At 42.5% G+C, this 23,584-nt stretch carries 25 protein-coding genes; 12 read left to right on the top strand and 13 right to left on the bottom strand.

The window, feature by feature from the left end; all coding sequences use genetic code 11:
* Positions 1–89 precede the first annotated feature (89 nt).
* The gene (locus tag V7K27_RS06045) at positions 90–1,694 is read left to right on the top strand and encodes a 2-isopropylmalate synthase (RefSeq protein ID WP_334945269.1); all 1,605 of its coding nucleotides are present in this window, start codon (positions 90–92) and stop codon (positions 1,692–1,694) included.
* A 340-nt stretch (positions 1,695–2,034) separates the two neighbouring features.
* Here V7K27_RS06045 and V7K27_RS06040 read toward each other — a convergent pair whose 3' ends face one another.
* Together V7K27_RS06040 and V7K27_RS06035 are read right to left on the bottom strand one after the other, a co-directional pair.
* Positions 2,035–2,214, bottom strand: a complete 180-nt coding sequence (locus V7K27_RS06040; protein ID WP_334945268.1) for a hypothetical protein — start codon at positions 2,212–2,214, stop codon at positions 2,035–2,037.
* A gap of 59 nt (positions 2,215–2,273) precedes the next feature.
* Complete coding sequence (locus V7K27_RS06035) at positions 2,274–2,573, bottom strand: GNAT family N-acetyltransferase (protein WP_334945267.1); 300 nt, start codon at positions 2,571–2,573, stop codon at positions 2,274–2,276.
* A 325-nt stretch (positions 2,574–2,898) separates the two neighbouring features.
* Here V7K27_RS06035 and V7K27_RS06030 point away from each other — a divergent pair, with 325 nt between their 5' ends.
* A complete protein-coding gene (locus V7K27_RS06030; protein ID WP_334945266.1) occupies positions 2,899–4,341 on the top strand; it encodes a RecQ family ATP-dependent DNA helicase in 1,443 nt (480 codons plus the stop codon).
* A gap of 75 nt (positions 4,342–4,416) precedes the next feature.
* Here V7K27_RS06030 and V7K27_RS06025 read toward each other — a convergent pair whose 3' ends face one another.
* From V7K27_RS06025 to V7K27_RS06015, 3 genes are all read right to left on the bottom strand, one after another.
* Positions 4,417–4,761 carry a DUF5615 family PIN-like protein gene (locus tag V7K27_RS06025; RefSeq protein ID WP_334945265.1) on the bottom strand — a complete coding sequence of 115 codons (345 nt, stop codon included), beginning with the start codon at positions 4,759–4,761 and terminating at the stop codon, positions 4,417–4,419.
* Positions 4,758–5,051 (bottom strand): DUF433 domain-containing protein, encoded by a 294-nt coding sequence (locus tag V7K27_RS06020; protein ID WP_334945264.1) that lies wholly within the window; start codon positions 5,049–5,051, stop codon positions 4,758–4,760. The genes V7K27_RS06025 and V7K27_RS06020 overlap by 4 nt, the downstream gene beginning before the upstream one ends.
* Positions 5,052–5,183: 132 nt before the next feature.
* The gene (locus tag V7K27_RS06015) at positions 5,184–5,528 is read right to left on the bottom strand and encodes a hypothetical protein (protein WP_334945263.1); all 345 of its coding nucleotides are present in this window, start codon (positions 5,526–5,528) and stop codon (positions 5,184–5,186) included.
* Positions 5,529–5,752: 224 nt separating this feature from the next.
* On the opposite strand from V7K27_RS06015, the gene V7K27_RS06010 reads away from it, so the two are divergent.
* Positions 5,753–5,980 carry a hypothetical protein gene (locus tag V7K27_RS06010; RefSeq protein WP_334945261.1) on the top strand — a complete coding sequence of 76 codons (228 nt, stop codon included), beginning with the start codon at positions 5,753–5,755 and terminating at the stop codon, positions 5,978–5,980.
* Between the two features lie 177 nt (positions 5,981–6,157).
* On the opposite strand, the gene V7K27_RS06005 is transcribed toward V7K27_RS06010, so the two are convergent.
* Both V7K27_RS06005 and V7K27_RS36415 read right to left on the bottom strand, forming a co-directional pair.
* The gene (locus V7K27_RS06005) at positions 6,158–6,499 is read right to left on the bottom strand and encodes a DUF4926 domain-containing protein (protein WP_334945259.1); all 342 of its coding nucleotides are present in this window, start codon (positions 6,497–6,499) and stop codon (positions 6,158–6,160) included.
* Positions 6,496–6,696 carry a DUF6883 domain-containing protein gene (locus V7K27_RS36415; RefSeq protein WP_442947595.1) on the bottom strand — a complete coding sequence of 67 codons (201 nt, stop codon included), beginning with the start codon at positions 6,694–6,696 and terminating at the stop codon, positions 6,496–6,498. Before V7K27_RS36415 ends, V7K27_RS06005 begins: the two co-directional genes overlap by 4 nt.
* Before the next feature lie 10 nt (positions 6,697–6,706).
* On the opposite strand from V7K27_RS36415, the gene V7K27_RS06000 reads away from it, so the two are divergent.
* The gene (locus tag V7K27_RS06000; protein WP_334945257.1) at positions 6,707–6,946 is read left to right on the top strand and encodes a hypothetical protein; all 240 of its coding nucleotides are present in this window, start codon (positions 6,707–6,709) and stop codon (positions 6,944–6,946) included.
* Positions 6,947–7,014: 68 nt separating this feature from the next.
* Here the strand turns inward: V7K27_RS06000 and V7K27_RS05995 are convergent, their stop codons facing one another.
* The 4 genes from V7K27_RS05995 to V7K27_RS05980 all read right to left on the bottom strand — a co-directional run bounded on the left by V7K27_RS05995 (position 7,015) and on the right by V7K27_RS05980 (position 9,963).
* Positions 7,015–7,350, bottom strand: a complete 336-nt coding sequence (locus V7K27_RS05995; protein ID WP_334945255.1) for a DUF5615 family PIN-like protein — start codon at positions 7,348–7,350, stop codon at positions 7,015–7,017.
* Entirely contained in the window at positions 7,343–7,657 is a 315-nt protein-coding gene (locus tag V7K27_RS05990) for a DUF433 domain-containing protein (protein ID WP_334945253.1), read from the bottom strand. The genes V7K27_RS05995 and V7K27_RS05990 overlap by 8 nt, the downstream gene beginning before the upstream one ends.
* 278 nt (positions 7,658–7,935) lie before the next feature.
* The gene (pheS, locus tag V7K27_RS05985; protein WP_334945251.1) at positions 7,936–8,928 is read right to left on the bottom strand and encodes a phenylalanine--tRNA ligase subunit alpha; all 993 of its coding nucleotides are present in this window, start codon (positions 8,926–8,928) and stop codon (positions 7,936–7,938) included.
* 60 nt (positions 8,929–8,988) lie between these two features.
* Positions 8,989–9,963: a glycerate kinase gene (locus V7K27_RS05980; RefSeq protein WP_334945377.1), complete on the bottom strand. Its 975-nt coding sequence runs from the start codon at positions 9,961–9,963 to the stop codon at positions 8,989–8,991.
* Here V7K27_RS05980 and V7K27_RS05975 point away from each other — a divergent pair.
* Positions 9,878–10,177, top strand: a complete 300-nt coding sequence (locus tag V7K27_RS05975) for a hypothetical protein (protein ID WP_334945385.1) — start codon at positions 9,878–9,880, stop codon at positions 10,175–10,177. The two genes, V7K27_RS05980 and V7K27_RS05975, sit on opposite strands and share 86 nt — an antisense overlap.
* Here the strand turns inward: V7K27_RS05975 and V7K27_RS05970 are convergent.
* Positions 10,138–10,470: a DUF565 domain-containing protein gene (locus V7K27_RS05970; protein ID WP_334945249.1), complete on the bottom strand. Its 333-nt coding sequence runs from the start codon at positions 10,468–10,470 to the stop codon at positions 10,138–10,140. The genes V7K27_RS05975 and V7K27_RS05970 overlap by 40 nt on opposite strands.
* 632 nt (positions 10,471–11,102) lie before the next feature.
* On the opposite strand from V7K27_RS05970, the gene V7K27_RS05965 reads away from it, so the two are divergent.
* The 3 genes from V7K27_RS05965 to V7K27_RS05955 all read left to right on the top strand — a co-directional run bounded on the left by V7K27_RS05965 (position 11,103) and on the right by V7K27_RS05955 (position 14,144).
* A complete protein-coding gene (locus V7K27_RS05965) occupies positions 11,103–11,735 on the top strand; it encodes a hypothetical protein (RefSeq protein ID WP_334945247.1) in 633 nt (210 codons plus the stop codon).
* Positions 11,736–11,954: 219 nt separating this feature from the next.
* A complete protein-coding gene (locus V7K27_RS05960) occupies positions 11,955–13,883 on the top strand; it encodes an ArnT family glycosyltransferase (protein WP_334945245.1) in 1,929 nt (642 codons plus the stop codon).
* Positions 13,884–13,898: 15 nt separating this feature from the next.
* Complete coding sequence (locus tag V7K27_RS05955) at positions 13,899–14,144, top strand: hypothetical protein (protein WP_334945243.1); 246 nt, start codon at positions 13,899–13,901, stop codon at positions 14,142–14,144.
* Here V7K27_RS05955 and V7K27_RS05950 read toward each other — a convergent pair.
* Positions 14,123–17,452 (bottom strand): ATP-binding response regulator, encoded by a 3,330-nt coding sequence (locus tag V7K27_RS05950; protein ID WP_442947594.1) that lies wholly within the window; start codon positions 17,450–17,452, stop codon positions 14,123–14,125. The genes V7K27_RS05955 and V7K27_RS05950 overlap by 22 nt on opposite strands.
* 792 nt (positions 17,453–18,244) lie before the next feature.
* Here V7K27_RS05950 and V7K27_RS05945 point away from each other — a divergent pair.
* From V7K27_RS05945 to V7K27_RS05930, 4 genes are all read left to right on the top strand, one after another.
* Positions 18,245–18,826 carry a KaiA family protein gene (locus V7K27_RS05945; RefSeq protein WP_334945242.1) on the top strand — a complete coding sequence of 194 codons (582 nt, stop codon included), beginning with the start codon at positions 18,245–18,247 and terminating at the stop codon, positions 18,824–18,826.
* A gap of 17 nt (positions 18,827–18,843) precedes the next feature.
* Entirely contained in the window at positions 18,844–19,158 is a 315-nt protein-coding gene (kaiB, locus tag V7K27_RS05940) for a circadian clock protein KaiB (protein ID WP_334945240.1), read from the top strand.
* Positions 19,159–19,373: 215 nt separating this feature from the next.
* Positions 19,374–20,936, top strand: a complete 1,563-nt coding sequence (kaiC, locus tag V7K27_RS05935) for a circadian clock protein KaiC (RefSeq protein ID WP_334945238.1) — start codon at positions 19,374–19,376, stop codon at positions 20,934–20,936.
* Between the two features lie 104 nt (positions 20,937–21,040).
* Positions 21,041–23,290 (top strand): TolC family protein, encoded by a 2,250-nt coding sequence (locus V7K27_RS05930; protein ID WP_334945236.1) that lies wholly within the window; start codon positions 21,041–21,043, stop codon positions 23,288–23,290.
* Positions 23,291–23,584 lie beyond the last annotated feature (294 nt).

The raw sequence follows: 23,584 nt of genomic DNA, 5'->3' as shown, positions 1-23,584 counted from the left end.
TAGCAATTATTTACAAAGGTAAGAGTAAAAGAAAAACTAAGGTTGAAGATATATTAAGCCACAAGTAGAAACTAAACAACAAACGGCAAATGACAAACAAAACAGATCGAATTATCATTTTTGATACGACATTGCGAGATGGAGAGCAATGTCCAGGAGCAACTCTGAATATAGACGAAAAGCTAGTTATTGCCAAGCAACTGGCGCGTCTGGGTGTAGATGTAATTGAAGCAGGCTTTGCCTTTGCTAGTCCGGGAGATTTTGAAGCAGTTAAGAAGATTTCCCAAATTGTCGGCACAGAAAATGGCCCGGTAATTTGCAGTTTGGCAAGAGCGATTAAAGCAGATATTGAAGCCGCCGCCGAAGCCTTAAAACCAGCAGTTAACGCCAGAATTCACACATTTATTTCCACTTCTGATATTCATTTAGAGTATCAGCTGCGAAAGTCACGGGCAGAAGTGCTAGCGATCGCTAAAGAAATGGTAGCTTATGCCAAGTCCTTCATGACAGATGTAGAATTTTCGCCGATGGATGCGGCGCGTACCGATCCAGAATTTCTTTACCAAGTTTTAGAGGGAGCGATCGCAGCTGGTGCAACAACAGTTAACATTCCCGATACTGTGGGTTACACCACCCCTAGCGAATTTGGAGCGATCATTAAGGGAATTATCGAAAATGTCCCCAACATCGACCAAGCGATTATTTCCGTTCACGGTCATAATGATTTAGGCTTGGCAGTTGCTAACTTTTTAGAAGCCGTCAAAAATGGCGCACGGCAACTAGAATGTACAATCAATGGGATTGGCGAACGTGCCGGAAATGCCTCACTAGAAGAATTGGTGATGGCGCTGCATGTGCGACGGCAATATTTTAACCCCTACTTGGGAAGACCAGCAGATTCTCAAGAATCCTTAACAAATATCGACACCCGCCAAATTTACAAAACTTCACGCTTAGTTTCTAATTTGACGGGAATGTTAGTACAAGCAAATAAAGCGATCGTTGGGGCGAATGCCTTTGCCCATGAGTCTGGGATTCACCAAGATGGTGTGTTAAAAAACAGGCTCACCTACGAAATTATGGATGCCCAATTGATTGGCTTGACAGACAATCAAATAGTTTTGGGTAAACATTCCGGGAGAAATGCTTTCCGCACTCGGTTGAAAGAATTGGGCTTTGAACTGTCAGATACGGAATTAAATAAAGCATTCGTCAGATTCAAAGATGTAGCAGATAAAAAGAAAGAGATTTCTGATTGGGATTTGGAAGCGATCGTTAACGATGAAATCCAACAAGCACCCGATTTGTTCCGGGTAGAGTTGGTGCAAGTTTCCTGTGGTAGCAACGCCCGTCCTACTGCTACAGTTACCCTGCGTACCCCAGACGGTGAAGAATTAACCGATGCTGCGATCGGTACTGGGCCAGTGGATGCAGTTTACAAAGCCATCAACCGTGTGGTGAATGTGCCCAACGAGTTGATTGAGTTTTCTGTGCAGTCAGTAACAGGTGGTATTGATGCCCTTGGAGAAGTGACGATTCGTTTACGTTATGAATCTAGAGTATTTTCTGGTCATGCGGCGAACACAGATATCATTGTGGCATCCGCGCAAGCTTATGTAAATGCGTTGAATAGGTTGTATTCTGCATTGCAAACTCAAGAAAAGCAAGAAGAAGTATCTGCACAGAAAGTGTAAAAACATCTCTGTTTTGATTCGCAGTTGAACTTTCTTTCTTTCTTCCTTTGTGTCCTTTGCGTCCTTTGCGGTTCGTTTTTATTTCTTGTATTTCAGTCCTAATATGCTTTAGCGCATCTTCATACAGAATTGGTATAAGGCTCTTCTCGGTTGAGTGAGGTACAACAACCCCACCCCCAACCCCCTCCCCGCTCTTCGAGAGGGGGCTATGATGTACCTCATCTGATTAGGAAACGCTATAAGGCTCAAACTCTTTGTCAAAGTCAATTTTTTTAACGAACCACTCCAGACGCAGAGGAAACTGAGAGAAGAAAAAAATGCTTAACTGAAATGTATTGCCTTATGCTTGATCAGCATTAGAATTTAGACGCATCATGATTTTTTCTGGCTCGGTCAAATTTTTAAACCCATAACGGCCATAAAGTCCATGAGCATCTTTTGTGCCTAACATCCACCTTTGAACATCTTGCAATTCTGGATAAGCTGTTGCGTATTTAATTTGTATATTGGACGCGCTCATGTTGCCCGCACTACAATATTTTTGGGTTTTCGTGTTATACAATTTAGCTGCACATCAACTTATTCTAAAATATATTCTACAAACCATTTTCCTAAACCCTGTCCTCGATAAGGCTCCAAAATAAAAACATCTTTTAACAACGCAGAAGTTGCATAATCAGTGATGACTCTCGCAAAGCCAACTTGTTGATCGCCTTCATAAAGTCCAAAACATAAAGAATTTTCTATTGACTTTTCCACAACGGCTAATGGTATATTTTTAGCCCAATAGGAAGTTTGTAAAAAATCATGAATCATTTGAATATCTAATTTAGATTTATCGCTGCTGATGTAAAATTTATGTTTTAATTCTTCGTTCATCTGGCTGAATCTTCTATTTAATAGGTTGATGCGTAATAATTAATTCTAATTCATTCTTGCAGGGGAGTATTTCACTTTCGTAGAAAGCTCTTTAAACCTCACCCCAACCCTCTCCTTACTAAGGAGAGGGAGCAAAAATCTTGTTTCCTGCTTTAGCAAGGAAGGATTAAGGGGGAGTCGATTTATGGTGCATTTGCTTTCACTGAGATGCTCCCTTCTTGCAGTCAGTGCGTTGCAACCTAAGATGATGAAATTACTGAACCATTAGCCGGATAGCAGAGGCTATATTCAGTGTTCAAGGATATAAATGCATCTACTATTGATTATGAATCAGCCTACAACAAAATCTTGGCAAGAAGTTCGTGCAGCTTTTCAAAAAATCTGGGGTTATGAGGATTTTCGTGCGCCACAAGGAGAAATTGTCAGCAGTTTATTGGCGCAAAAAGATGCGCTGATTATTATGCCCACAGGTGGCGGAAAGTCGATTTGTTTTCAACTTCCCGCACTCCTACAAACAGGATTAACTTTGGTAGTTTCGCCCTTGGTGGCGTTGATGGAAAATCAAGTACAGGAACTACTACAAAGCCATCAGAAAGCAGCGCTTTTACATAGTGAATTGTCTTCATCTCAACGCCGTGCAACTCTGCAAGCTTTAGAACGTCAACAGCTAAGATTACTTTATTTATCGCCAGAAACTTTGCTAAGTGCGCCAGTCTGGGAAAGATTATGTCAGCCGCAATTGCAAATTAATGCCTTAATTTTAGATGAAGCCCATTGTTTAGTGCAGTGGGGTGATAGTTTTCGCCCAGCTTATCGCAGATTAGGGGCGGTGCGTCCTGCATTGCTAAAATCAAAACCACCAGGAACAAAAATCAGCATTGCCGCTTTTACCGCTACTGCTGACCCCTTAGCCCAAAAAATTATTCAAACAGTTTTACAATTACAGCAACCAGAGATTTTCCGTTTGAATCCTTACCGTCCTAACTTGCATCTCAGCATTCGCATTGCTTGGACACCACGAGGGAGGAAACAACAATTATTAAAGTTTATTCAAAATAGACCGCAACAATCGGGATTAGTTTATGTTCGCACTAGGCGAGATAGTGAAGATTTAGCTGAATGGTTAGCAGACATGGGTTATGCCACAGCTAGTTATCATGCGGGATTGGGTGCAACAGAACGCCGTGAAGTAGAAGCAAGTTGGTTAAGTGGTAAAATACCATTTGTGGTTTGTACCTGCGCCTTTGGTATGGGGATTAATAAATCGAATGTGCGCTGGGTAATTCACTTTCACGCGCCACATTTGTTATCTGAATATGTGCAAGAAATTGGCCGCGCTGGAAGGGATGGGAAACCAGCCGAGGCGCTGACATTAGTGAGTGAACCTACGGGGTGGTTAGATCGAGAGGATAAGCAAAGACAGGAGTTTTTTCAAGAACAAATGCGATCGCAACAACAAATAGCGCAGCAACTTGTGAAAAAATTACCGAAACAGGGAGAAGTGAATGCAGTGATGCGACAATTTCCTGATGGTGCGATCGCTTTAGCTTTACTCCACAGCAATGGTCAGTTAAACTGGCTTGACCCTTTCCATTACACCATTGGGCAAAAAGCGGCAAATCAGCCACCAACGCAATTACACGCCGCCAAACAAATGCATCAATATTTGACTACAAAGCAGTGTCGTTGGCAGTTTTTATTAAACGCCTTTGGTTTTGACAAAGAAGCTGCTAACTGGCGTTGCGGACATTGCGATAATTGCCGTTAATAAGTCACGCCGGGAATTCAAAATGGTGGTTAGTGTCATTCAACGACCACCTTAATATTTTTAATTTGGAACGATTCATGCATACAATAACTGATTCCTAATTTCATCAGCCGTTAGTGTGCTTACCAGAATACCAATCCGTTGCGCGACTTCATAAGCGTTTTTCTGAGGCACAACAATAATCCCAAAATGTTCTCTATTCTCCTCTATATATTGGAGATGTAACCGCTCAAAATCAACACGGTTATGTGTCAGAATACATCTGCCGACAGAAGTTGCGAATTCAAGTTGTTCACGGTCGGTTTTGCCGAGAGTTTCTTGTTCTGAAACAGTTGTGATATTCAGACCACGCGATCGCAACAATCTAGCAACCAACGCCGACATATCCTCATCGTTGTAAAGTGCAGCAAAAACCGTCACGATGTGCCCAATATAGCTTTTACAGATGGATGTATTAATTCATCGGGTACTCGGTTTCGCTCAATGTATTCATTAATCTCTGCCTGATGATCGAGATAAAAACTCAAGGCATCAAACACTTGTGCCAGCGTCAAATGTGGCAAATGGTTCAGGATTTCTTCTGGCATAATCCCCAACCGCCACAAACTGACAATGGCACGAACAGATGTGCGAGTACCTATAATAATTGGCTCTCCACTCAAAATTTCCGGGTTACGGGTAACGTAGCGCGAGGAGGTTTCAGCAAACATATAACGAATCACTCAGCATAACTGGCGTTACCTCTAGTTTACCAATAGTTTTGGTCAGCAGCAGGCTGGTTTGCTAGTGCAATATGTACTTTACAGAGATAAAGGACACGGTTTTGCCAGATTAGAAAATCGCTAAATATCAAATGGATCTATGATTGTAGGATTTTTTACAAATTCAATTTCATATTCTCTTAATGCTTGTTTAAAATTGTCAGAAGTTACACCGTTAGGACACATAAGAAATTTCGAAAAGAAATCATCTAAAATTGATCTATCTTTCTCAAAATAAAACTGTTTATATATTGTTAAATTTTCATACTTTGATATGTAGTTTGCATCCTTCATATCATTAATCAAGTCATTAGGAGGATTAGCCTGATACTTTTGCATTGCATCTACTATGACTAAATAATGTTCATTACTAGGATCTAATTTATATTTTGCTAGAATAAAATTTATTATTTCAATGGCGTTCATAAGTATATAGTCAATTGAATTATTACATTTATAACATAAATAATAAAATTTGGCTTTTGGAACGATTCATAGATACAACAACTGAAACTAAAGAGTTCCTCTGTGGTTTATAAACGTCATGTTTAATTCCCCACCCCGTAGGTTGCTAGTATTTTTACTGAACTCTCTTGATATTTTTGTATAAAACTTCAGTAATAATCATGGTGTTTAATTTTTAAATTTATGTGAAATTAGTTTTGAAAGGTTTAGCCTTTTTCATAGTAGCCAATTATTTACAATTTATTGTATTAACTATTATGAAAAAAACTTTTCAAAAATTATTAAAAGTTAAAAAAGCGGCATCTGATGAAATAAACAGACTGTTGCCAAGTGATGAGGCAGAAAGATGTATACTTGAGTTAGTCCTCAAAAATACAGAAATAAACATTTCATTACTTGAGAACATGGTATAACTTTTAATAAAAATCTAAAATATCAATGTACCAGGATTTATCCTGGTTTTTTTACTCCCCCATAATTCTCTTCCCAATTCTCCCCTCAATTTCCTTCAAACCCTCCCGTCAATTCTTACCCCAAGATTCTGTCAAGAGATAGTTGAAGCGATCGCAAAAAACTTTCTCTCCAAATACTTAGGTGGGAGATTTGAACCTACTCTGATGCTCAGACTCTTCTTTTTGCAAGAGAAAATCGAGATAGTCTTGTAATTGCAACAGCCTCGCTCCAGATAGCTGGCGTAACTTGGCTAAAATCATTTCTTCTTGCTGCCACTGGGCAATGGGGATAATTTGAGATGCTGGTACTTCGATCGTTACATGGGGCAGATCAAACCCTTCCAAACTATACCCGTCCTCTTCCCCTTCAGGCATGGGGTAATGTTCCACAATTGTTGCAACATTCCCTCGCTTCAGGTTGTATTCTGGTAAGTCTTGTGCTAAGGCAACTTGGGAGAATAGGGGATGCTGTACCTTCATGAGTTTACTCCTTGAACTGGCACTAAGGTGACAAATTTGGTTGTATCGTTTGCAACCATCCAAATGCTTAAGATATTGAGTTCAACGCCATTAATCCCTCGCAGACACGCACGAATGACATACTTTTCACCATAGCGAGTTGTTTCGATCGCCTCGGCAGATTGCGTTAAAACTTGAGCGCGTAGATCCCGTTCCAGTTGTTGCTAGTTGTCTAGTGTGTACCCAGCCCTAGCCAGAAATTTAGATTTATCGTTTTTTGGCAACGGCACAAGCAGATACTTGGTTAGCTTTTCTTCTGCAATTATTGCATCCTGTGGTAAAAAGGCCATCGGCTCATGGCATGAATTTTGGGTAGGAATTATTGACTACATTTTACTCTGGGACGCTGGTCGTCTACCTGTTCGAGATATTGTTTTCTCCAGCGTTAAGTACTTGTTCTACAGTTAGCTGTAAATCTGGGAAAATAGTAGAAGCGATCGCAGTGTTTCCTGCAAATAAAGTTTCTTCTTCTTTTTTTATAGGTATTCCACTCTGCCTCTCAATTCTTCAGGTGCAGCAACTTCATAGAGCAGAATGAGCATCCGAATGATGTAGCCAATTGGCTTTGCATCTTTTTGGCAGTAAACAATGCCGATGTGGTCGATTCCTTGACTGTTGAGAATCAGAAAATCATCATCCTGTGTCACGAGTATGCAAGACTGTGTTCTAGCGAAGTCCAACTGAATCGTATCGCTTACTGCCAATAGATTCGCCTCCTGTGAAGTTGTCACGTCAATGCCAGATCGTCTCAAAGCTAAAGCAATATCAGGATCAACATTCTCGTCCAGGTGAAACCGAATCCGTTCAGGCATAGTTTCTCATCGCATCAAGCTTTTCCTTCAACAGCGAAGGAGTGTTAAGGCGATCGGCTTCGACAAAGGCTTCTGCTTGGGCAATGCGCTGGTCAATTTCTTGGCGATTGTCGTAGTAAAATGCGATCGCTGCATGAACCGAGGCCAACGACAACTGATATTTTCCAGCAATTTCTTCCAAAGACTGTCCCATTCTGAGATACATAATAGCCACATCTGCTACCGTAATTCTCGTTCCTGCAATACGCGGTTTACCGCTCCGCACTCCTGGAGTAATTTCAATATGCTGATTTAAGACGATTTCCATAATTCACTTTTGCCCAACGATCTCATTTTGATTCTAAGTTATAGCTGAGTCTAGTCTTTACTGTAAAAACTATACAGCTTGCAAAAATTCTAGTTTATTATTTAGAACCACAGATAATACTAATTCGTAATTAATAAACCTAGATTAAACCTGACTTTCCAGACTTGTATCTGTAGGCTTATTTTGGAGAATTGATATAATTAATAGGTATTTATCTGTAGTTCTATTTTCATAAAATTAACTTTTGCAAGAGATTTAGTAAATGCCTGTTCGCTTCCCTAAAATTGTTGCAAAAACCGCAAATCACTAGTATACAACCGACGAATATCATCGATTTGATGTAACACCATTGCAAAGCGTTCTACACCAAAACCGGCAGCAAACCCTGTATAAACTTCTGGGTCATAACCCACAGACTTAAGTACATTTGGATCGACCATACCGCAGCCCATCACCTCCAGCCAGCGCCCATTCCACTGCAAATCCACTTCAGCCGAGGGTTCGGTAAACGGGAAATAGCTGGCGCGGAAGCGAATTGGTAAATCGCCAAATATTGCTTGTAAAAATACTTTAATTGTGCCTTTGAGGTCTGTAAAAGTTAGTCCCTCATCAATGGCTAAAAGTTCTATTTGATGGAAAACAGCTGAGTGAGTCGCGTCTACATTATCTCGCCGATAAACTCGCCCTGGAGCCACAACCCGAATCGGTGGTTCTTCTCTTTCCATGTAACGAATTTGCACTGATGAAGTATGAGTGCGGAGAAGATTACCGTCTGGTAGGTAGAACGTATCCTGCATATCACGGGCGGGGTGGTCAGGCGGAGTATTGAGAGCCTCGAAATTATAGTAATCTGTTTCCATCTCTGGTCCTTGAGCCACGGTATAGCCCATACCAACAAAGATATCCAGCGCCCGGTCGATAATACCATTGAGGGGATGAATGCGACCTTGGGGGCTGTAAATTCCCGGCATAGTTACATCCAGAGTTTCCGCCTCTAGCAAAGCTTGAATTTGTGCAGATTCCAGGGCAGCGCGTTGCTGGTCTAGACTAGTTTGCAGGGATTCTTTGACTGTATTGGCGATCGCACCAATTTTCGGTCGTTCCTCTGCGCTCATTTGCCCCATACTTCGCAACAGTGCCCCCAGTTCCCCTTTCTTACCCAGATAGTTAACTCTGAGTTCCTCCAGACGTTCTAGGGTGTCGGCGGCTGCGATCGCTTTCTCTCCTGACTGCCGCAGTGCTAAAAGTTGAGCTTCTAAATTGCTAGTCATTAGTTATTAGTCATTGGTCATTAGTCATTAGTTTATAGTCAAAAGCTGTGAACTGCTCGATTACGAATTAGTCCGATCGCAATACACTGCACCAAAGCTATGATCAGCATGAATCTCAATCACCATATCAACCACTGTCGCATCTTTTACCAACGGCTTGATGAATAATTCTGGGTGAAGCGATCGCCAAAAATAATTGACAAATTGCTCTATCTCTGCATTGTTCATCCCCAACTTCCCCGCAGCAATCATCTGCTGTTCCGCCTGTTTGCGCCACTCCAAAGAACAACGGTAATCGGTTGGATAGAGCAAAATTAAGCTGTCTAATCGCTCCCACAGTGGTAAATAATCGTGGAGGCGAAGATTAATATCACGAGCAAATGCTCGATCCTCATCTGTGAAAATTGGCGGCGGTGCAGTATCAAATACATCTGGATTGATTGGCCGCACACCCACAAACCAACCTTCAAATAGTACAATATCTACACCTGTGATTATTTCTGGAGTAGTGCGATCGCCAGCGCCTCTGTATGCAGATTTATCAAAGCGGGGAACCATAACAGGACTTTGCAACTGGCGGATTTGATCTAGTACATTTAAGCCTAAATATACATCGTGGGTTCCTGGTGGGCCGCGCCAAATCAAGCGGGGATCTTGCTGTGTTAAAATCAAGCGATCGCTATAAGTTTTATATAAGTCATCCAAAGATAAACTCAGAGTCCGGTATCCCAACTGATCGAGAATCAAGCTGAGAACGTTGGACATTGTGGTTTTACCAGTCCCTTGTCCTCCCAATATTCCCTGAATTAGTGGGCGTCCCAACTGTTCACGCCCTGATGCTAGTTTAATCGCCAAAGGAAGCCACAAGTCCCACAATACCTGTAACATTTCCTGGGGTTGTAGCTGGAGAGTAGTTTGGCAGAATTGGCTAAAAGCTGGGAGAACAGATTTGAGTAAATGCGATCGCCTTTCTATCACATCATCGACATTTTCCGGCGTAATCCCAAAAGCTTTAGCCCTTAACCGATCTGCCAGCGCTGCTTCTCTTGCTTGGTGCTGCCAAGTTTCCCCCACCGCATCCGTTGCCAAAATTTCACCCAGCCACAAATTCCCCATCTCCCCATCTCCCTCATCTCCCTCATCTCCCTCATCTCCCTCATCTCCCTCATCTCCCTCATCTCCCTCATCTCCCTCATCTCCCTCATCCCTCTACGATCCCAGCTTAAAGGCTTCGAGAAACAGGCTATAGATGAAACCAACCTTGAGGAGATTTAGTGATTCTACCAAGAGCGATCGCTTGGCGAAAAAGCTCTGACTGTAAAATATTCTGCTGGTAATTTCCGTCAACAGGACTAAAAAACCAGCTACCACAATATCTAATTCTGCCCGTTGACCAGCTGTAGTGGAAACTGCGTTTCCCAGAAAAAAACCGAATAAAAAACTAATTATCAGCAACGATAGTCGCCGCCAAGGATTTAAAAACCATTGCCCCAAGCGTGTAGCAATGGCATCCAACAAGTTATTCAGACGAGTATTTTGCATCAGATAGACTTCTGGGGAAAAGTCAAGATATCTTAAAATATATTCAAGAGGATATTGGTTTTAGCCTAAGCTTGTTTGTTAATATTATAGATATAGCAATCTGATTTGACTTAGGAAAAAATTTAAGTATGTGTAGGGGAGCCAGTGCGTTGCGGTGAGGCAGTCGCTCAGAGGGGGTTTCCCCCATGAGGAACTGCCGAACCCGGAGGGAGGTTCCCGACGCTCGATGACTCGCTACCTGTTGTAGCAACTGGTGTTGTGTTATCGCGTAGCGTAACCCACCAAAATATTCGGCAAGTGCGTTACACTTTGCTAACGTGCCCTAGGTGTATCTCAAAAATCAAATATTTTTTTATCCAAATGAATTGGCTGGCTAGGTATCTAATTTTCTTGATTTTATCCAAGCCTAGGGTCAAGCTCCGAAGCAATTGGTGTCTATACCCCTTGTTAGTCAAACATCAAGGAAATAATTTCCTCCATATATTTTCTTTTTCAAATGATACTTATAATACATTTGCGTCCCTAATTTTGGGAAAGTCTATATTAGACGACTTTCGATGATTGCCTTTTGGGATAATAGGCTACTATTTGGTCAAGCCTAGACAAAATATTTATTTCTAATAACTATCAATATGAAATCTTCAGTATATCGTAACGTCGGTATTACAGCTTGTTGCTTGGGACTGCTTGTTGCTATGCTGGGATGTTTTGGAGTGAGCGTATCCTTTGATTCCACAAACCCAGATACATCTTCACAACAGCCAACTGAAGCTCAAGCATGGGACACAACTTCATCTACAACTGTTTCACCTGGAAAAGGTATTTCCGCTAGCCTATCTACTCCCGCAACTACCCCAACCAATCAAGTAGAAAGCAGTAAACAGAATACTCATCCTGTCTTGGCAGATCGTGATAAATCAGCTAGGAAAGTCAACGATCAAGGGACTTTGCGGATGAGCAATCAAACAAATCAGCCTGTGCGCCTGGCTCTACTGGCGCGACAGTCGGTAGCAAAAGGCTCTGGTACTAAACAAATTAACTATGATGTACCAGCACATTGGGATTTTGCTCCTCAAGAGGGTAGTGATAAGGGACTGATTCTATCCCTACCTCAGAATAATTTAAAGCTGGAGAAGGGAGATATTTTAGTTGCTTTTGCAGAAGATGGTTCCCGTCGTTACTGGGGACCCTATGTTGTCGGCGAAACTCAATTACCTAAGTGGAATTCCCAAAACAGAGAATGGCAACTAGTGCTGACTCAATAAATAGTGGGGAGTGGGGAGTGGGGAGTGGGGAGTGGGGAAGCAATTTTTGTAGGGTGGGCATTGTTTACTGTTCGCTCAAATTTTTATTTTTATATCCCTACCCTATAGTTGGTAAGGTGTAGAGTACTGAGTAGAGGAAAATTGTTGAATTTCAAACTCTGAAGAACAAAAGATAGATAACCAACGACTATTGATTAGTGATTGTTGACTATTGACTAAATGATAATGAAATTGAGTGTTAAGCGCACTGTTGATCAGTGGTTCAACAAAATAGAAAAGAATCCAGCCCTTAGTGTAACTCTGTCGATTTTGTGGTTAATGGTGATTGGCTGGGTAGCTTTTGGGTGGAATTTGGGCAACACTGGCTTGGTTGATGAGACAGAGCCACTATTTGCCGAAGCTTCCCGCCAGATGTTAGTCACAGGTGATTGGATAACCCCATTTTTCGATGGTGAGACTCGTTTCGATAAACCTGCTTTAATTTACTGGTGTCAGGCGATCGCCTATAAAATTATTGGGGTGAATGAGTGGGCAGTACGCCTTCCTTCCGCGATCGCAGCATTAGGGTTAATTTGTTTAGCTTTTTACACCGTACACTGGTATTTGACTAAACAAGACGAATTAGAGCAAGTTTCCCGTCCGACTCGCCGCTACTTAATATCTTTTATCGCAGTAGCGCTCATGGCACTCAATGCCGAAACGATTATTTGGGCGAGAACCGGTGTCTCTGATATGCTGCTCACCGGATGTATGGCATCAGCTTTATTATGTTTCTTTCTAGGCTACGCAGGGAAGGAAGGGAGCAGGGGAGCAGAATTAATAACCAATACTTCGGCAACGCTCAGTACAAGTGCCCCATTCTCAATGCCCCATACCCTATTCCCTAGTAAGTGGTATTTAGCTTTTTATGTGCTGATTGCTGGCGCAATTTTGACTAAAGGCCCAGTGGGAATTGTCTTGCCAGGGCTAATTGTTGCCGCCTTTTTGCTTTATGTGGGAAAGTTTCGAGAGGTGTTGCGAGAAATGCGCCTCCTCGTAGGTATACTGATAATTATAGTTTTATCAGTGCCTTGGTATGCTTTAGTAATTTGGCGGAATGGCTGGAATTACATTAACTCCTTTTTTGGTTATCACAACCTAGAACGCTTTACAGAAGTAGTTAATGGTCACTCAGCACCTTGGTATTTTTACTTTTTAGTGGTGTTGCTGGGTTTTGCGCCATATTCAGTGTATTTACCAGCCTCTATAGTAAGACTAAAGTTTTGGCAGCGATCGCACTGGCGATCTCAAGAACGTTTTCAGCAGTTTGGTTTATTCGCCTGGTTCTGGTTTGCTAGCATCTTTGGCTTTTTCACCATTGCTGTCACCAAACTTCCTAGTTACGTCTTACCTTTAATGCCAGCAGCAGCAATCCTGGTAGCGCTGTTGTGGAGCGACCTGTTACCAAACACGGAGAATCAAAATCACACGGAGAGAGTATTTGATCAACTCCCTGCGTCTTCTTCCATCCCTGCCTTACTCTTATGGAGTGGTTGGTTAAATGTAGTGTTTTTATCATTTTTGGCAACAGCACTGTTTAACATAAGCCACATATTAGGTACTGATCCAGCTATAAGTAACTTCCACGAACTAATTCAAAAATCTGGTATACCAGTAATAGCAGGAGTAATTTGGCTGGTTTCTGCTGTTTTGGTTGGGGCTTTATTACTGAGTCGTCGATGGAACTACATCATCAGTATTAATTTAGTCGGGTTTGTGGCGTTTTTAATTTTTGTTTTAACGCCTGCTTCGTTTTTTATTGATCGAGAACGTCAATTACCCTTAAGGGAGTTGTCTGCCGTCATCCTAGAAGCAAAACAACCAGGTGAAGAATTAATCATGCTTGGCTTCAAAAAGCCTAGTGTAGTCTTTTATAGCCACATCCACGTAAATTATTTAGGATTTCCCCAAGAAGCTGTAGATCATATTAAAAACCAGGCTGCCAAGGGACTACAACCTCCCTCGCTGCTGCTGTTGGCTGAACAGAAAAAGTTTTTACAAATGGACTTACAGCCAGATGATTACAAGAGTTTATCGACCAAGAGTGCTTATAACTTGGTTCGAGTTCATTTTAAGAAAAAGAAAAATCAAAAAATAGACATATCGTAATTTGTCATTTGTCATTTGTCATTTGTCATTTGTCATTTGTCATTTGTCATTTGTCATTTGTCATTTGTCATTTGTCATTTGTCATTTGTCATTTGTCATTGGTTATTCTCCTCATCCCCCTCATCCCCCTCATCCCCCTCATCCCCCTCATCCCCCTCATCCCCCTCATCCCCCTCATCCCCCTCATCCCCCTCATCCCCACTCCCCACTCCCCACTCCCCACTCCCCACTCCCCATTACTATGAACATTTGTCATTGTAACCATTGACAGCTAAGGCTTGATTGATCTGATTTAACAGGTCTTCCATTGATATCGATCGCGGTAATATTTGAGTAGCGATCGCACCAACAACAGTTTCTATAGATTCCAAACCATTCTTCTTCTGCTTGTCAATTTCCTTATAAGCTACCCCAGGCTGGAAACTGGTTTGTGGACGATTTAATCGCTGATTCAGTACCAAAATTGGTGGTAAATTTAAAGGCGAATCTCCCAAGTTTTTCAGCGCTTTTAGTAGGTCTTTGGGGATCGCTGATTCTCCTAAACAAATTAACAGTAAGTCAACGCTTTGGTGGCGAATTTGTTGTAACACTTCTGCCCAACAGGGACTCATCGCCGCTTTAAAGCCTGCTGTTTGTAGGTACTGAATTAAAGCTTGAAACCACTCAGACCCCCGTTGAGGAGTTTCACTACTAATTGAGCAATTTTTTTCAGTCTGATAATCTTTAACTTGCTTGCGTCTTACCTGTGGAAAATCACGCAGCTTTGTTAAATCCACTACCAAGATGTTGGCAGGGCAGCAAATACCAGAAGCAATTTGCAGTACTGATAGTAAGGCATCTGTTTTCTCGGTGCGGCTACTGTTGTCTTTAGCAAATGGTGTTAAATAAGGAAATACAGATAGCCCTGGTATTTTAGAAGCTATTAGGGTGGTTGCAACATCGCAAGTAACCAGTGGTATAGCCGCCAAACGTGGATGTCCAATTAGTTGTTGCAGATAAATTTGGGCGGTGGTACTTTCGACATCTAGCAAAATTACATCAAACTGCCATACCCGCGCCAAAAGTTCTGCTTGATCTAGGTCATCTACTTCAATCACTCGGTGTTCTCGAAGTGAGAGGTGGGGATTGACCGATTCCAACTGGGGATTCACCAACCTGAGAATTCGCAGTGGAGTCTTAGTTGGGATAATTGCGCTCTTGTCTAACCCTAGCTGCGGAACTGCTTGGGCACATAATTTTTCTAGAACAGGTGCTAAGACCTGATGCTCTACTGGCAAACTTAAGAAACCATCGGCTCGGTTAGCAAATGCTTGCTCCTTTTCGGCTCCCGTCGCTGTCACAATTACAGATATATGACGGGTTGCGGTGTCAGATTTCAATAAAGTCAGTACATCCCAGCCTGATAGCAGGGGTAGCAACGGATTCAAAAATATCGCTATTGGTTGCAAGCGCCGAGCTTTTTCGACTGCTTCTGTCCCCGATCGCGCAATCACTACCCGATATCCTAAACCTTTGAGTTGTTCGGTCAAGTCTTCAATATATCGGGCGACTGCCTCGACTACCAAGACTAACCGTTGCGAACTAGTGGGATAATGCTGTGTGGGGTTAATAAGATGCTGACGAGCGACTGTGGGCTTTTGCCGTGTTTCTTCCTCTTCTCTGATTCCCATATCTGGTTCAGAAAAGCCTGCTTTCGGGGGACTGGGCGGCAGAAGTAGTGTAAACTGGCTACCTTTTCCTTCACGAGATAAGAAACTGACATCTCCTCCGTGGAGACGAGCCAAGGCGCGAGTTAATACTAGCCCCAAACCAGTGCCTTCAAATTGGCGGGTGAGGGGATTTTCCAGTTGTTGAAATTTTTGAAAGATTAAGTGTTGCTGGTGTTCAGGAATGCCAATGCCTGTATCCCAAACCGTAAAGGCAATCCATCCTTCCCAACGATTTACCCGCAGCCCAATTTCGCCAGATATTTCGGTGAATTTAAAGGCGTTGGAAAGTAGGTGTACTAGCATCTGGCGTAAGCGCAATTCATCTGCCACCATCTGATCTAAGCCTAGTTCAATGGAGAGGCAGAATTGGGGAGCAGATAAACGGGCATTTTGAGTTGGGGAAGCTGGTGTAGTTTTGGTAGTTTGAGTGTGGATGGCTTTGGCCTCCGATAGGGCGCGATCGCACACAGTCCGAATTTTCACCGGAGTCAGGGTCAAATCCATTTGTCCCGTTTCCATGCGGGTCAAATCCAAAATGTCATTAACCACACTCATCAGGTGGCGTCCACTTTGATGAATCAGTCCCGCATAACGGGCTTGACGCTCGTTGAGTTCTCCCAATTGCTGATCCACGAGCAAGCGCGATAATCCTAAAACGGCAGTTAGGGGAGTTTTGAGTTCATGACTAATACAAGCTAAAAATTCATCTTTCAACCGATTTAGTTGAATTAAATCGGCATTTTTTGCTGCCAATTCTTTGCAAAGCTGTTGTTGCTCAGTCACATCAGTAGCTAAAACTAACCACAAATCATTGCTGAGTGCAACCTCTTCTTCAGCACTCATGACTTTAAACTCAGGACTATCTAAGGGAATTTTGGCAAACTGCCAAATTTGCTCCTGACCATTTTGCACTTGGACAACGCAGGTACAAGTACCCACCTGACTATCCAAATAGCACCGACTGTATACAGCTTCTGGTGATGCTTCTTGCTGAGTTGGTTCCTCTTCACCACCATCCTCATCCTCCCGACCATTAGGATGAACCTTGATTGCTCGTTGAGTGACATATTCTGGTTTTTCGGAGGGTTTAGGGATAAGTATTGCCTCCACCTGTTGCCTAACTCCTTCGGGATCTTTCAAGGCTCCTAATTGCTGCCACCAGGCGGGATTTCGTGCTATCACCTTGCCAGTACCCGTTTGCAACATCAAAGGCCAAGGCAGTCTTTCCAGCAAGTGTACAAGTGGCTGGTGTCCCAATGATTTGGGTTCATTTGGTGTCTGCACACCAGGATCATATTCATGGCGATGCTCACCTGAGCTTTCTAACCCAGCCATGCGTTCCTTAGCTAGCGATCGCAACAGACGTGAACTATCCAGCAGCCCCAAATATCGACCATCAGAGTCAATCAGCGCCCAATCTAAGTTCTGATGTTTTTCGGCTTGGGGATAACCCCAGCGCAGGCTTAATTGCTCTACAGGCTCAGAAGCTAATATTGTCTGTATTGGCTCAATTAGACCTTGACCCCAGGTAGAGAGTGATTCGTGTAAATTTAGATTTTTATTGTCACTACATGCTAATAATTTTGGGATTAAACGGGTAGAATACAGCAATCCGATCGGGCATTGCTGTTGATTCACTACTACCAAGCGATCGCACTGCTCTTGCTCAAAAATCTCCAACACCACTGCCAGAGAACTTGTTTGCAGGCAGCTAGGTACGGTTGCCTGAAAGTCATAAAGCGGGTAATCTAGCATTAACATAGGGCTTTGGGGGTCATTCTTCCTCTGGAAACCTCCGGCATTTCCATCTGCCAGTTGATGGTTTTTTCGCCTGAAGCCATATCCTCTAAGAAGACTCATATAAGCAACTCTGGTTATTTCAACGCCATTAAAACAACGGGATTTTCCCTCACGGACACTTGCTTGCGTCCGAGTGCATTTTTCCAAGACGCGACGTTTCTCATTTCTAGCAACTTAGCCTCCCCAGTCTCTTACTGGTATTTAAACTCCTCATCGATAGCGACGGCTAAAACAATTATGACCCCAAAGAATCGCTTTAGAACCTTGAGGAATTATAATGATTTACAATGCGACAAACCTTTAAGTTCGTTTAAGTATCTTATCAAGGAGCAAAATCAAAAAATCTATCTATTTATATAAGATATGCAAATATTGAAGAAGAATGCAGAATTCAGAATTCAGAATTCACCAATCTTTCAGTCGGGGATTGGGACCCGCACAACGGCCGCGCTACCTCGACTGCGCTCGGCACAAGTCTGTTACCACCACTCTCTTGTTCACCACCAAATCTACGATTTGGTGGGGGTCAAAAAAGAGGTTATTCATCTGCTTTTTCGGTCAAAATTCATTCTGAATTCTGAATTCTGACTCCTGAATTCTGTTCGATAAAGTAGCTAATGTGTCTTGCTATGCCGACAGATACCTCATCATCAAAGACCTACTAAGTTTTATCACTCAGTTGCTGCACTAAGTTCTTGAGTGAGTTGCTAGCATTGTCTGCGAACACAGAGCGTTATTTGGGGGTGGAATCATTCGTTTACTCCACATCGAGTATTCCCCTAGAAGCGTTTGCCAAACTTATCAACCCAGGTTTCTTGGTCAGGGCGATCGAGGAGATATATTAAAAAGTAAATGTTATTACCAATATTGATTCTGCAACCTGATATTAACAAATGTTTAGATAATCTAGTTGACTTAGCCAAGCAAAAAGGTTTGAGCGCGTGGCTGTGGGAATTTATTGACGCAATTATTGCCCAATTTTGCTACCTAAGAGTTGCTGCAACTACCTGTGGAAAAATCAACTATTTCCCAAATTGGCCGCAACAAAATCCAAGTCAGGCATATACTGGCAAACGCGTCTATGTATTTGCCAGTCAGACGCAAAAAAGCCAACAGCATTTCCAGGAGATGACTCCAGCAGAAAGGCAAGGATTATTAAGACGGCTTAAATCAGATTACAGCCTGATTCTTATAAATTATTTTACCACAGACAAAACACTCAAAGAAAAAATTGATAAATTTATCAATACTATATTTTATGCTAATATTCCTGTGCCCCAAATCATCGAAATTCACATGGAGATAATTGAAGAATTTTCTCACCAGCTTAAATTAGAAGGAAGGAGCAATGAAACGTTACTTGATTACCGCCTAACGTTGATAGATGTCCTAGCTCACTTGTGCGAAGTCTATAGGAGTTCGATTTCTAAATAAATTAAATTTATCGATATATGAATAAAGTCAGAAAGACCTACGTTCTCAAGCTTTACGTAGCAGGGAATACCCCGAATTCAGCTCGGGCATTAAAAACACTTAAAGATATTTTAGAACAGGAGTTTGAAGGTGTTTATGCTTTAAAAGTGATCGATGTCCTCAAAAGCCCACAACTGGCGGAAGAAGATAAAATATTAGCAACGCCAACATTATCTAAAATTTTGCCTCCACCCGTTCGCAAAATTATCGGGGATCTTTCAGATAGAGAAAGAGTATTGATTGGATTAGATTTGCTCTATGAAGAACTGAGTGAAGAAGATTTTGAAGAGTAAAATTTTAATCTTGAAGAAGAATGCAGAATTCAGAATCAAGACGCTCTCTGCGACACGCTGCGCTATCCGCTAATACTTCGACAAGCTCAGTAACCATCGTACAGAATTCATTCTGACTCCTGACTCCTGACTCCTGAATTCTGTTTCAATAAAAAAATTCAGTCCAAACTTTAGTAATAAAAAAACCGGGTTTAATACCCTTTTGTGATCAAGCAATGAGTGAAAATGAGCAAGTAGAACCAAAGCAACCACCGATAATTAGGGGTGTAGAAAAAATTCGGACGATGATCGAAGGATTTGACGATATTAGTCATGGTGGTTTACCCATTGGTAGAACTACCTTGATTAGTGGCACATCCGGCACAGGCAAAACTTTATTCTCTCTTCAGTTTCTCTATAACGGTATCACTTACTTTGACGAACCAGGAGTATTTGTTACCTTTGAAGAATCCCCCAGTGATATTATTAAAAATGCCCATATCTTTGGTTGGAACTTGCCACGCCTAATCGAAGAAGGCAAGTTGTTTATTCTTGATGCATCTCCCGATCCAGAAGGTCAAGACATCATTGGGAATTTTGACCTTTCTGCACTCATTGAGCGCCTGCAATATGCCATCCGCAAATACAAAGCTAAACGAGTTTCAATCGACTCAATAACAGCAGTATTTCAGCAGTATGAAGCGATGGGAGTAGTGCGACGCGAGATTTTCCGCCTGGTAGCACGTCTCAAACTACTGAATGTCACCACTGTAATTACCACTGAACGTGGTGAAGAATATGGACCAGTTGCCTCTTTCGGAGTAGAAGAATTTGTTTCCGATAATGTCGTAATTGTTCGCAACGTTTTAGAAGGAGAACGCCGCCGTCGCACAACTGAAATCCTCAAGTTGCGCGGCACAACTCATATGAAAGGCGAGTATCCCTTCACGATTACTAATGAAGGAGTTAACATCTTCCCACTGGGAGCAATGCGCTTGACTCAACGATCTTCTAATGTCAGAGTATCTTCTGGTGTCAAAACCTTAGATGAAATGTGCGGAGGTGGTTTCTTTAAAGATTCAATTATATTGGCAACAGGAGCCACAGGTACCGGCAAAACCTTGTTAGTCAGTAAATTTATTCAAGATGGCTGCCTGAATGGAGAACAGGCAATATTATTTGCTTATGAAGAATCGCGGGCTCAACTATCTCGTAATGCTTCCTCTTGGGGAATTGATTTTGAAGAATTAGAACATCAAGGTTTACTGAAAATAATCTGTACCTATCCTGAATCAACAGGATTAGAAGACCACTTACAAATTATTAAATCACAAATTGCTGTCTTCAAACCAGCTCGCATCGCCATTGATTCCTTATCAGCACTAGCTAGAGGAGTCAGCAATAATGCATTTCGGCAGTTTGTAATTGGTGTGACGGGTTATGCTAAACAAGAAGAAATTACTGGTTTCTTTACCAACACAACTGACCAATTTCTGGGAGCGCATTCGATTACTGACTCCCATATTTCCACGATTACCGATACAATTATAATGTTACAATACGTAGAAATTCGTGGAGAAATGTCGCGGGCAATTAACGTCTTCAAAATGAGAGGCTCTTGGCATGACAAGGGCATTCGTGAGTATAATATTACTGCTGATGGTCCCGATATTAAAGATTCTTTCCGAAACTACGAACGGATTATCAGCGGTGCTCCTACTCGCGTTAGTATCGATGAAAAGGCGGAACTTTCTCGCATTGTTAGACGTTTTGAAGACAAACAGAGTTCCGAACCCTAAATTTAGTATCGTAGTATATTCTTTCCTAAGTTTAGTATCGTGCTATATTCTGTGGTGAAGAAAGGTTTTCTGCCGCTAGAGTGATTTTCGTGTGAGGGGATGCGGTGAAAGGACAGCAATTATTTTATAGCTTCTTACCTGGTTTGACAGCAGCGGTCTTAACAACTGGGCCTGCTTGGGCTGGTACTACGAAACTAACTGGGGTACAACTGGCGTCTTCTCCTAGTGTTTTGACTTCTACTTCTGGTCAAGACTTGATTGTAGACACCACGAATAGGCAACTGCCTAACGGTGCAGATGTTAGTGTTCCAAGCCTAGTACCTACTTTTGGTTTTACTAAACTTAGTGTGAAGCCTTTAAGGAATAACAGTATCCCAGTGTTAATGACTGGCAGTACTGATGTACCCATAGAACAAATTCTTAAGAAAGATGAAGGTAGATTTTTCAGTTTGACATCTACCTCTAATCCTTCGCAACAGCCAGATATCAGCCTTTTTGCTCAAAATAACCAAAAAAACAGTAATTCCGACCCAAATGGTCAGAAATTAAAGAGCGTAGTAGTTCCTAACTACACTTCAAAACCTGCTTCTGTCCAAAAAGAAATTTTGTCCCTGTCTTCTTCACAGCAGCCAGTGGTTCAACAGATAAATACTGTTAATCAGTTGCAGACATTTTTACAAGCTTCAGGCACAGGGGCAGGAGCCGCAAAACTATTGTCAGCGCAGAGGTGTCCACAGGAGTTGGGGAAAAGCAAAACTGATTCCTCGGCTTCTTTGCTACTGGCCTCAAGCACCTGCTTAGGACAAAATGCGGCTGGGCAACGCGTGGCTCAGAGTAATACTCAGACTCCGGCAGGTTCGGTGCAACCTCAGATTCTGCCGCCGGGAACCGTAACTCCTGCGCCAGCAGGTTCGGTGCAACCTCAGATTCTGCCGCCGGGAACCGTAACTCCTGCGCCAGCAGGTTCGGTGCAACCTCAAACTGTGCCAGGAAACGGAATTCCTGCACCGTCAGATTCGCTACAAATTCCCAATAACCTGATTCCTAACTCAAATCCGCTGCTATTTCCCACCAAACCGGAGGAAGTGAGACTTCAGGGAAATCAGCCGATTACTTTAGCACAGGCTCTGGAGCTAGCACGGCGTAACAATCACGATCTACAGGTGTCGATATTGCAGCTAGAACGCAGTCGCGCTGCTGTACGCCAGGCACAAGCTGCTTTGCTTCCCAGTCTTGATATTAGTACTGGTATTACTCGCAGTCAGGATGCTGGCAGTCAGCTTCAGGACGAATTATACAGACGGCAAGGTTTAGCCTCTAACACAGGCGTACCTAGCACAGGTTTCAACGGTCAAGCACAACTGTCATATAACCTTTATAGTTCTGGGAATCGGCAAGCTACGATCAGACAGGCTGAGGAACAGGAGCGCTCCGATGAACTGGCTGTAGAAACTCAGTTTGAAACAATCCGTCTGAATGTTGCCACTGACTACTACAATCTGCAACAAGCGGATGAACAAGTACGTATTGCTCAGTCGGCTGTGCAGAACTCCGAAGCTAGTTTGCGTGATGCAGAAGCTTTAGAGCGAGCTGGGGTTGGTACGCGGTTTGATGTGTTGCGATCGCAGGTGAATTTAGCAAATGCCCAACAAGATTTGACTAATGCTAGATCCCAGCAGGCAATTGCCCGTCGTCAACTAGCAACTCGGATCAGTTTGTCGCAGACGATAAATATCAGTGCAGCCGATCCTGTACAATTAGCTGGTCTTTGGAACCCAACATTAGAACAAACTATTTTGCTGGCTTTTCAAAACCGTTCGGAATTGCAACAGCTATTGGCGCAACGTAACATTAGCGAACAGCAGCGACGGCAAGCACTTTCAGCTTTAGGCCCTCAAGTTAGTTTGGTAGCCAGCTACAGCCTACTAGATCAGTTCAATGATAGTGTCAGCGTGACTGATGGTTATTCAGTCGGAGTTAACGCAAAGCTAAATTTGTATGATGGGGGATCTGCAAGAGCACAGGCAGCTCAGGCAGTAGCTAATATTGCGATCGCAGAAACTCAATTTGCTGAACAACGCAACCAAATTCGCTTTCAGGTAGAACAAGCTTATTCTACCCAGCAATCTAATTTGACCAATGTTCAAACCGCTAATACTGCTTTAGAACAGGCTAGGGAAGCTCTACGTTTAGCACGTTTGCGATTCCAAGCTGGTGTAGGCACTCAAACTGATGTGATTAACTCTGAAAACGACCTGACAATAGCTGAAGGTAATCGGGTAACAGCTATTTTGAATTACAACCGTGCTTTAGCTCAGTTACAACGGTCTGTTACTCTCAGAGCGCTACGCTAGTTAGCCGAAACTCAACCGTCAATAACTTTTGACTGCTGTTGTGTTTTGTAATACACTTTGCACCTCCCTTCAGGGCATCACACAGTCCACTAGTATTTTTTATGAAAAGCTCCAAGAAGCCTCATTTATCAGTAATTACACTGAATAATGAGGCTTTGTTGGTAATAAAAGCTATATTGAAATAAGTCTTAGCGCTAATTGTATAAATTGAAGGCAGTTCCGTGGGCTAACAAGTAGAGACGTTGCATTGCAACGTCTCTTATTAGGTCATTGGTGGTGCAAATGATCTTACAG

The sequence above is a fragment of the Nostoc sp. genome (assembly GCF_036919575.1).
In the GTDB taxonomy this organism is placed as follows: Bacteria; Cyanobacteriota; Cyanobacteriia; order Cyanobacteriales; family Nostocaceae; genus Nostoc.
The sequence above is the reverse complement of the archived record's forward strand: the minus strand, read 5'-3'. Positions and strand labels throughout refer to the sequence as shown.

Coding starts and splice junctions, on each gene's coding strand:
- V7K27_RS06045 (WP_334945269.1), top strand. CDS start 90: ATGACAAACAAAACAGATCGAATTATCATTTTTGATACGACATTGCGA.
- V7K27_RS06040 (WP_334945268.1), bottom strand. CDS start 2,214: ATGAGCGCGTCCAATATACAAATTAAATACGCAACAGCTTATCCAGAA.
- V7K27_RS06035 (WP_334945267.1), bottom strand. CDS start 2,573: ATGAACGAAGAATTAAAACATAAATTTTACATCAGCAGCGATAAATCT.
- V7K27_RS06030 (WP_334945266.1), top strand. CDS start 2,899: ATGAATCAGCCTACAACAAAATCTTGGCAAGAAGTTCGTGCAGCTTTT.
- V7K27_RS06020 (WP_334945264.1), bottom strand. CDS start 5,051: ATGTTTGCTGAAACCTCCTCGCGCTACGTTACCCGTAACCCGGAAATT.
- V7K27_RS06015 (WP_334945263.1), bottom strand. CDS start 5,528: ATGAACGCCATTGAAATAATAAATTTTATTCTAGCAAAATATAAATTA.
- V7K27_RS06005 (WP_334945259.1), bottom strand. CDS start 6,499: ATGAAGGTACAGCATCCCCTATTCTCCCAAGTTGCCTTAGCACAAGAC.
- V7K27_RS05995 (WP_334945255.1), bottom strand. CDS start 7,350: ATGCCTGAACGGATTCGGTTTCACCTGGACGAGAATGTTGATCCTGAT.
- V7K27_RS05990 (WP_334945253.1), bottom strand. CDS start 7,657: ATGGAAATCGTCTTAAATCAGCATATTGAAATTACTCCAGGAGTGCGG.
- pheS (WP_334945251.1), bottom strand. CDS start 8,928: ATGACTAGCAATTTAGAAGCTCAACTTTTAGCACTGCGGCAGTCAGGA.
- V7K27_RS05970 (WP_334945249.1), bottom strand. CDS start 10,470: ATGCAAAATACTCGTCTGAATAACTTGTTGGATGCCATTGCTACACGC.
- V7K27_RS05965 (WP_334945247.1), top strand. CDS start 11,103: ATGAAATCTTCAGTATATCGTAACGTCGGTATTACAGCTTGTTGCTTG.
- V7K27_RS05960 (WP_334945245.1), top strand. CDS start 11,955: ATGATAATGAAATTGAGTGTTAAGCGCACTGTTGATCAGTGGTTCAAC.
- V7K27_RS05950 (WP_442947594.1), bottom strand. CDS start 17,452: ATGAGTCTTCTTAGAGGATATGGCTTCAGGCGAAAAAACCATCAACTG.
- V7K27_RS05945 (WP_334945242.1), top strand. CDS start 18,245: ATGTTATTACCAATATTGATTCTGCAACCTGATATTAACAAATGTTTA.
- kaiB (WP_334945240.1), top strand. CDS start 18,844: ATGAATAAAGTCAGAAAGACCTACGTTCTCAAGCTTTACGTAGCAGGG.
- kaiC (WP_334945238.1), top strand. CDS start 19,374: ATGAGTGAAAATGAGCAAGTAGAACCAAAGCAACCACCGATAATTAGG.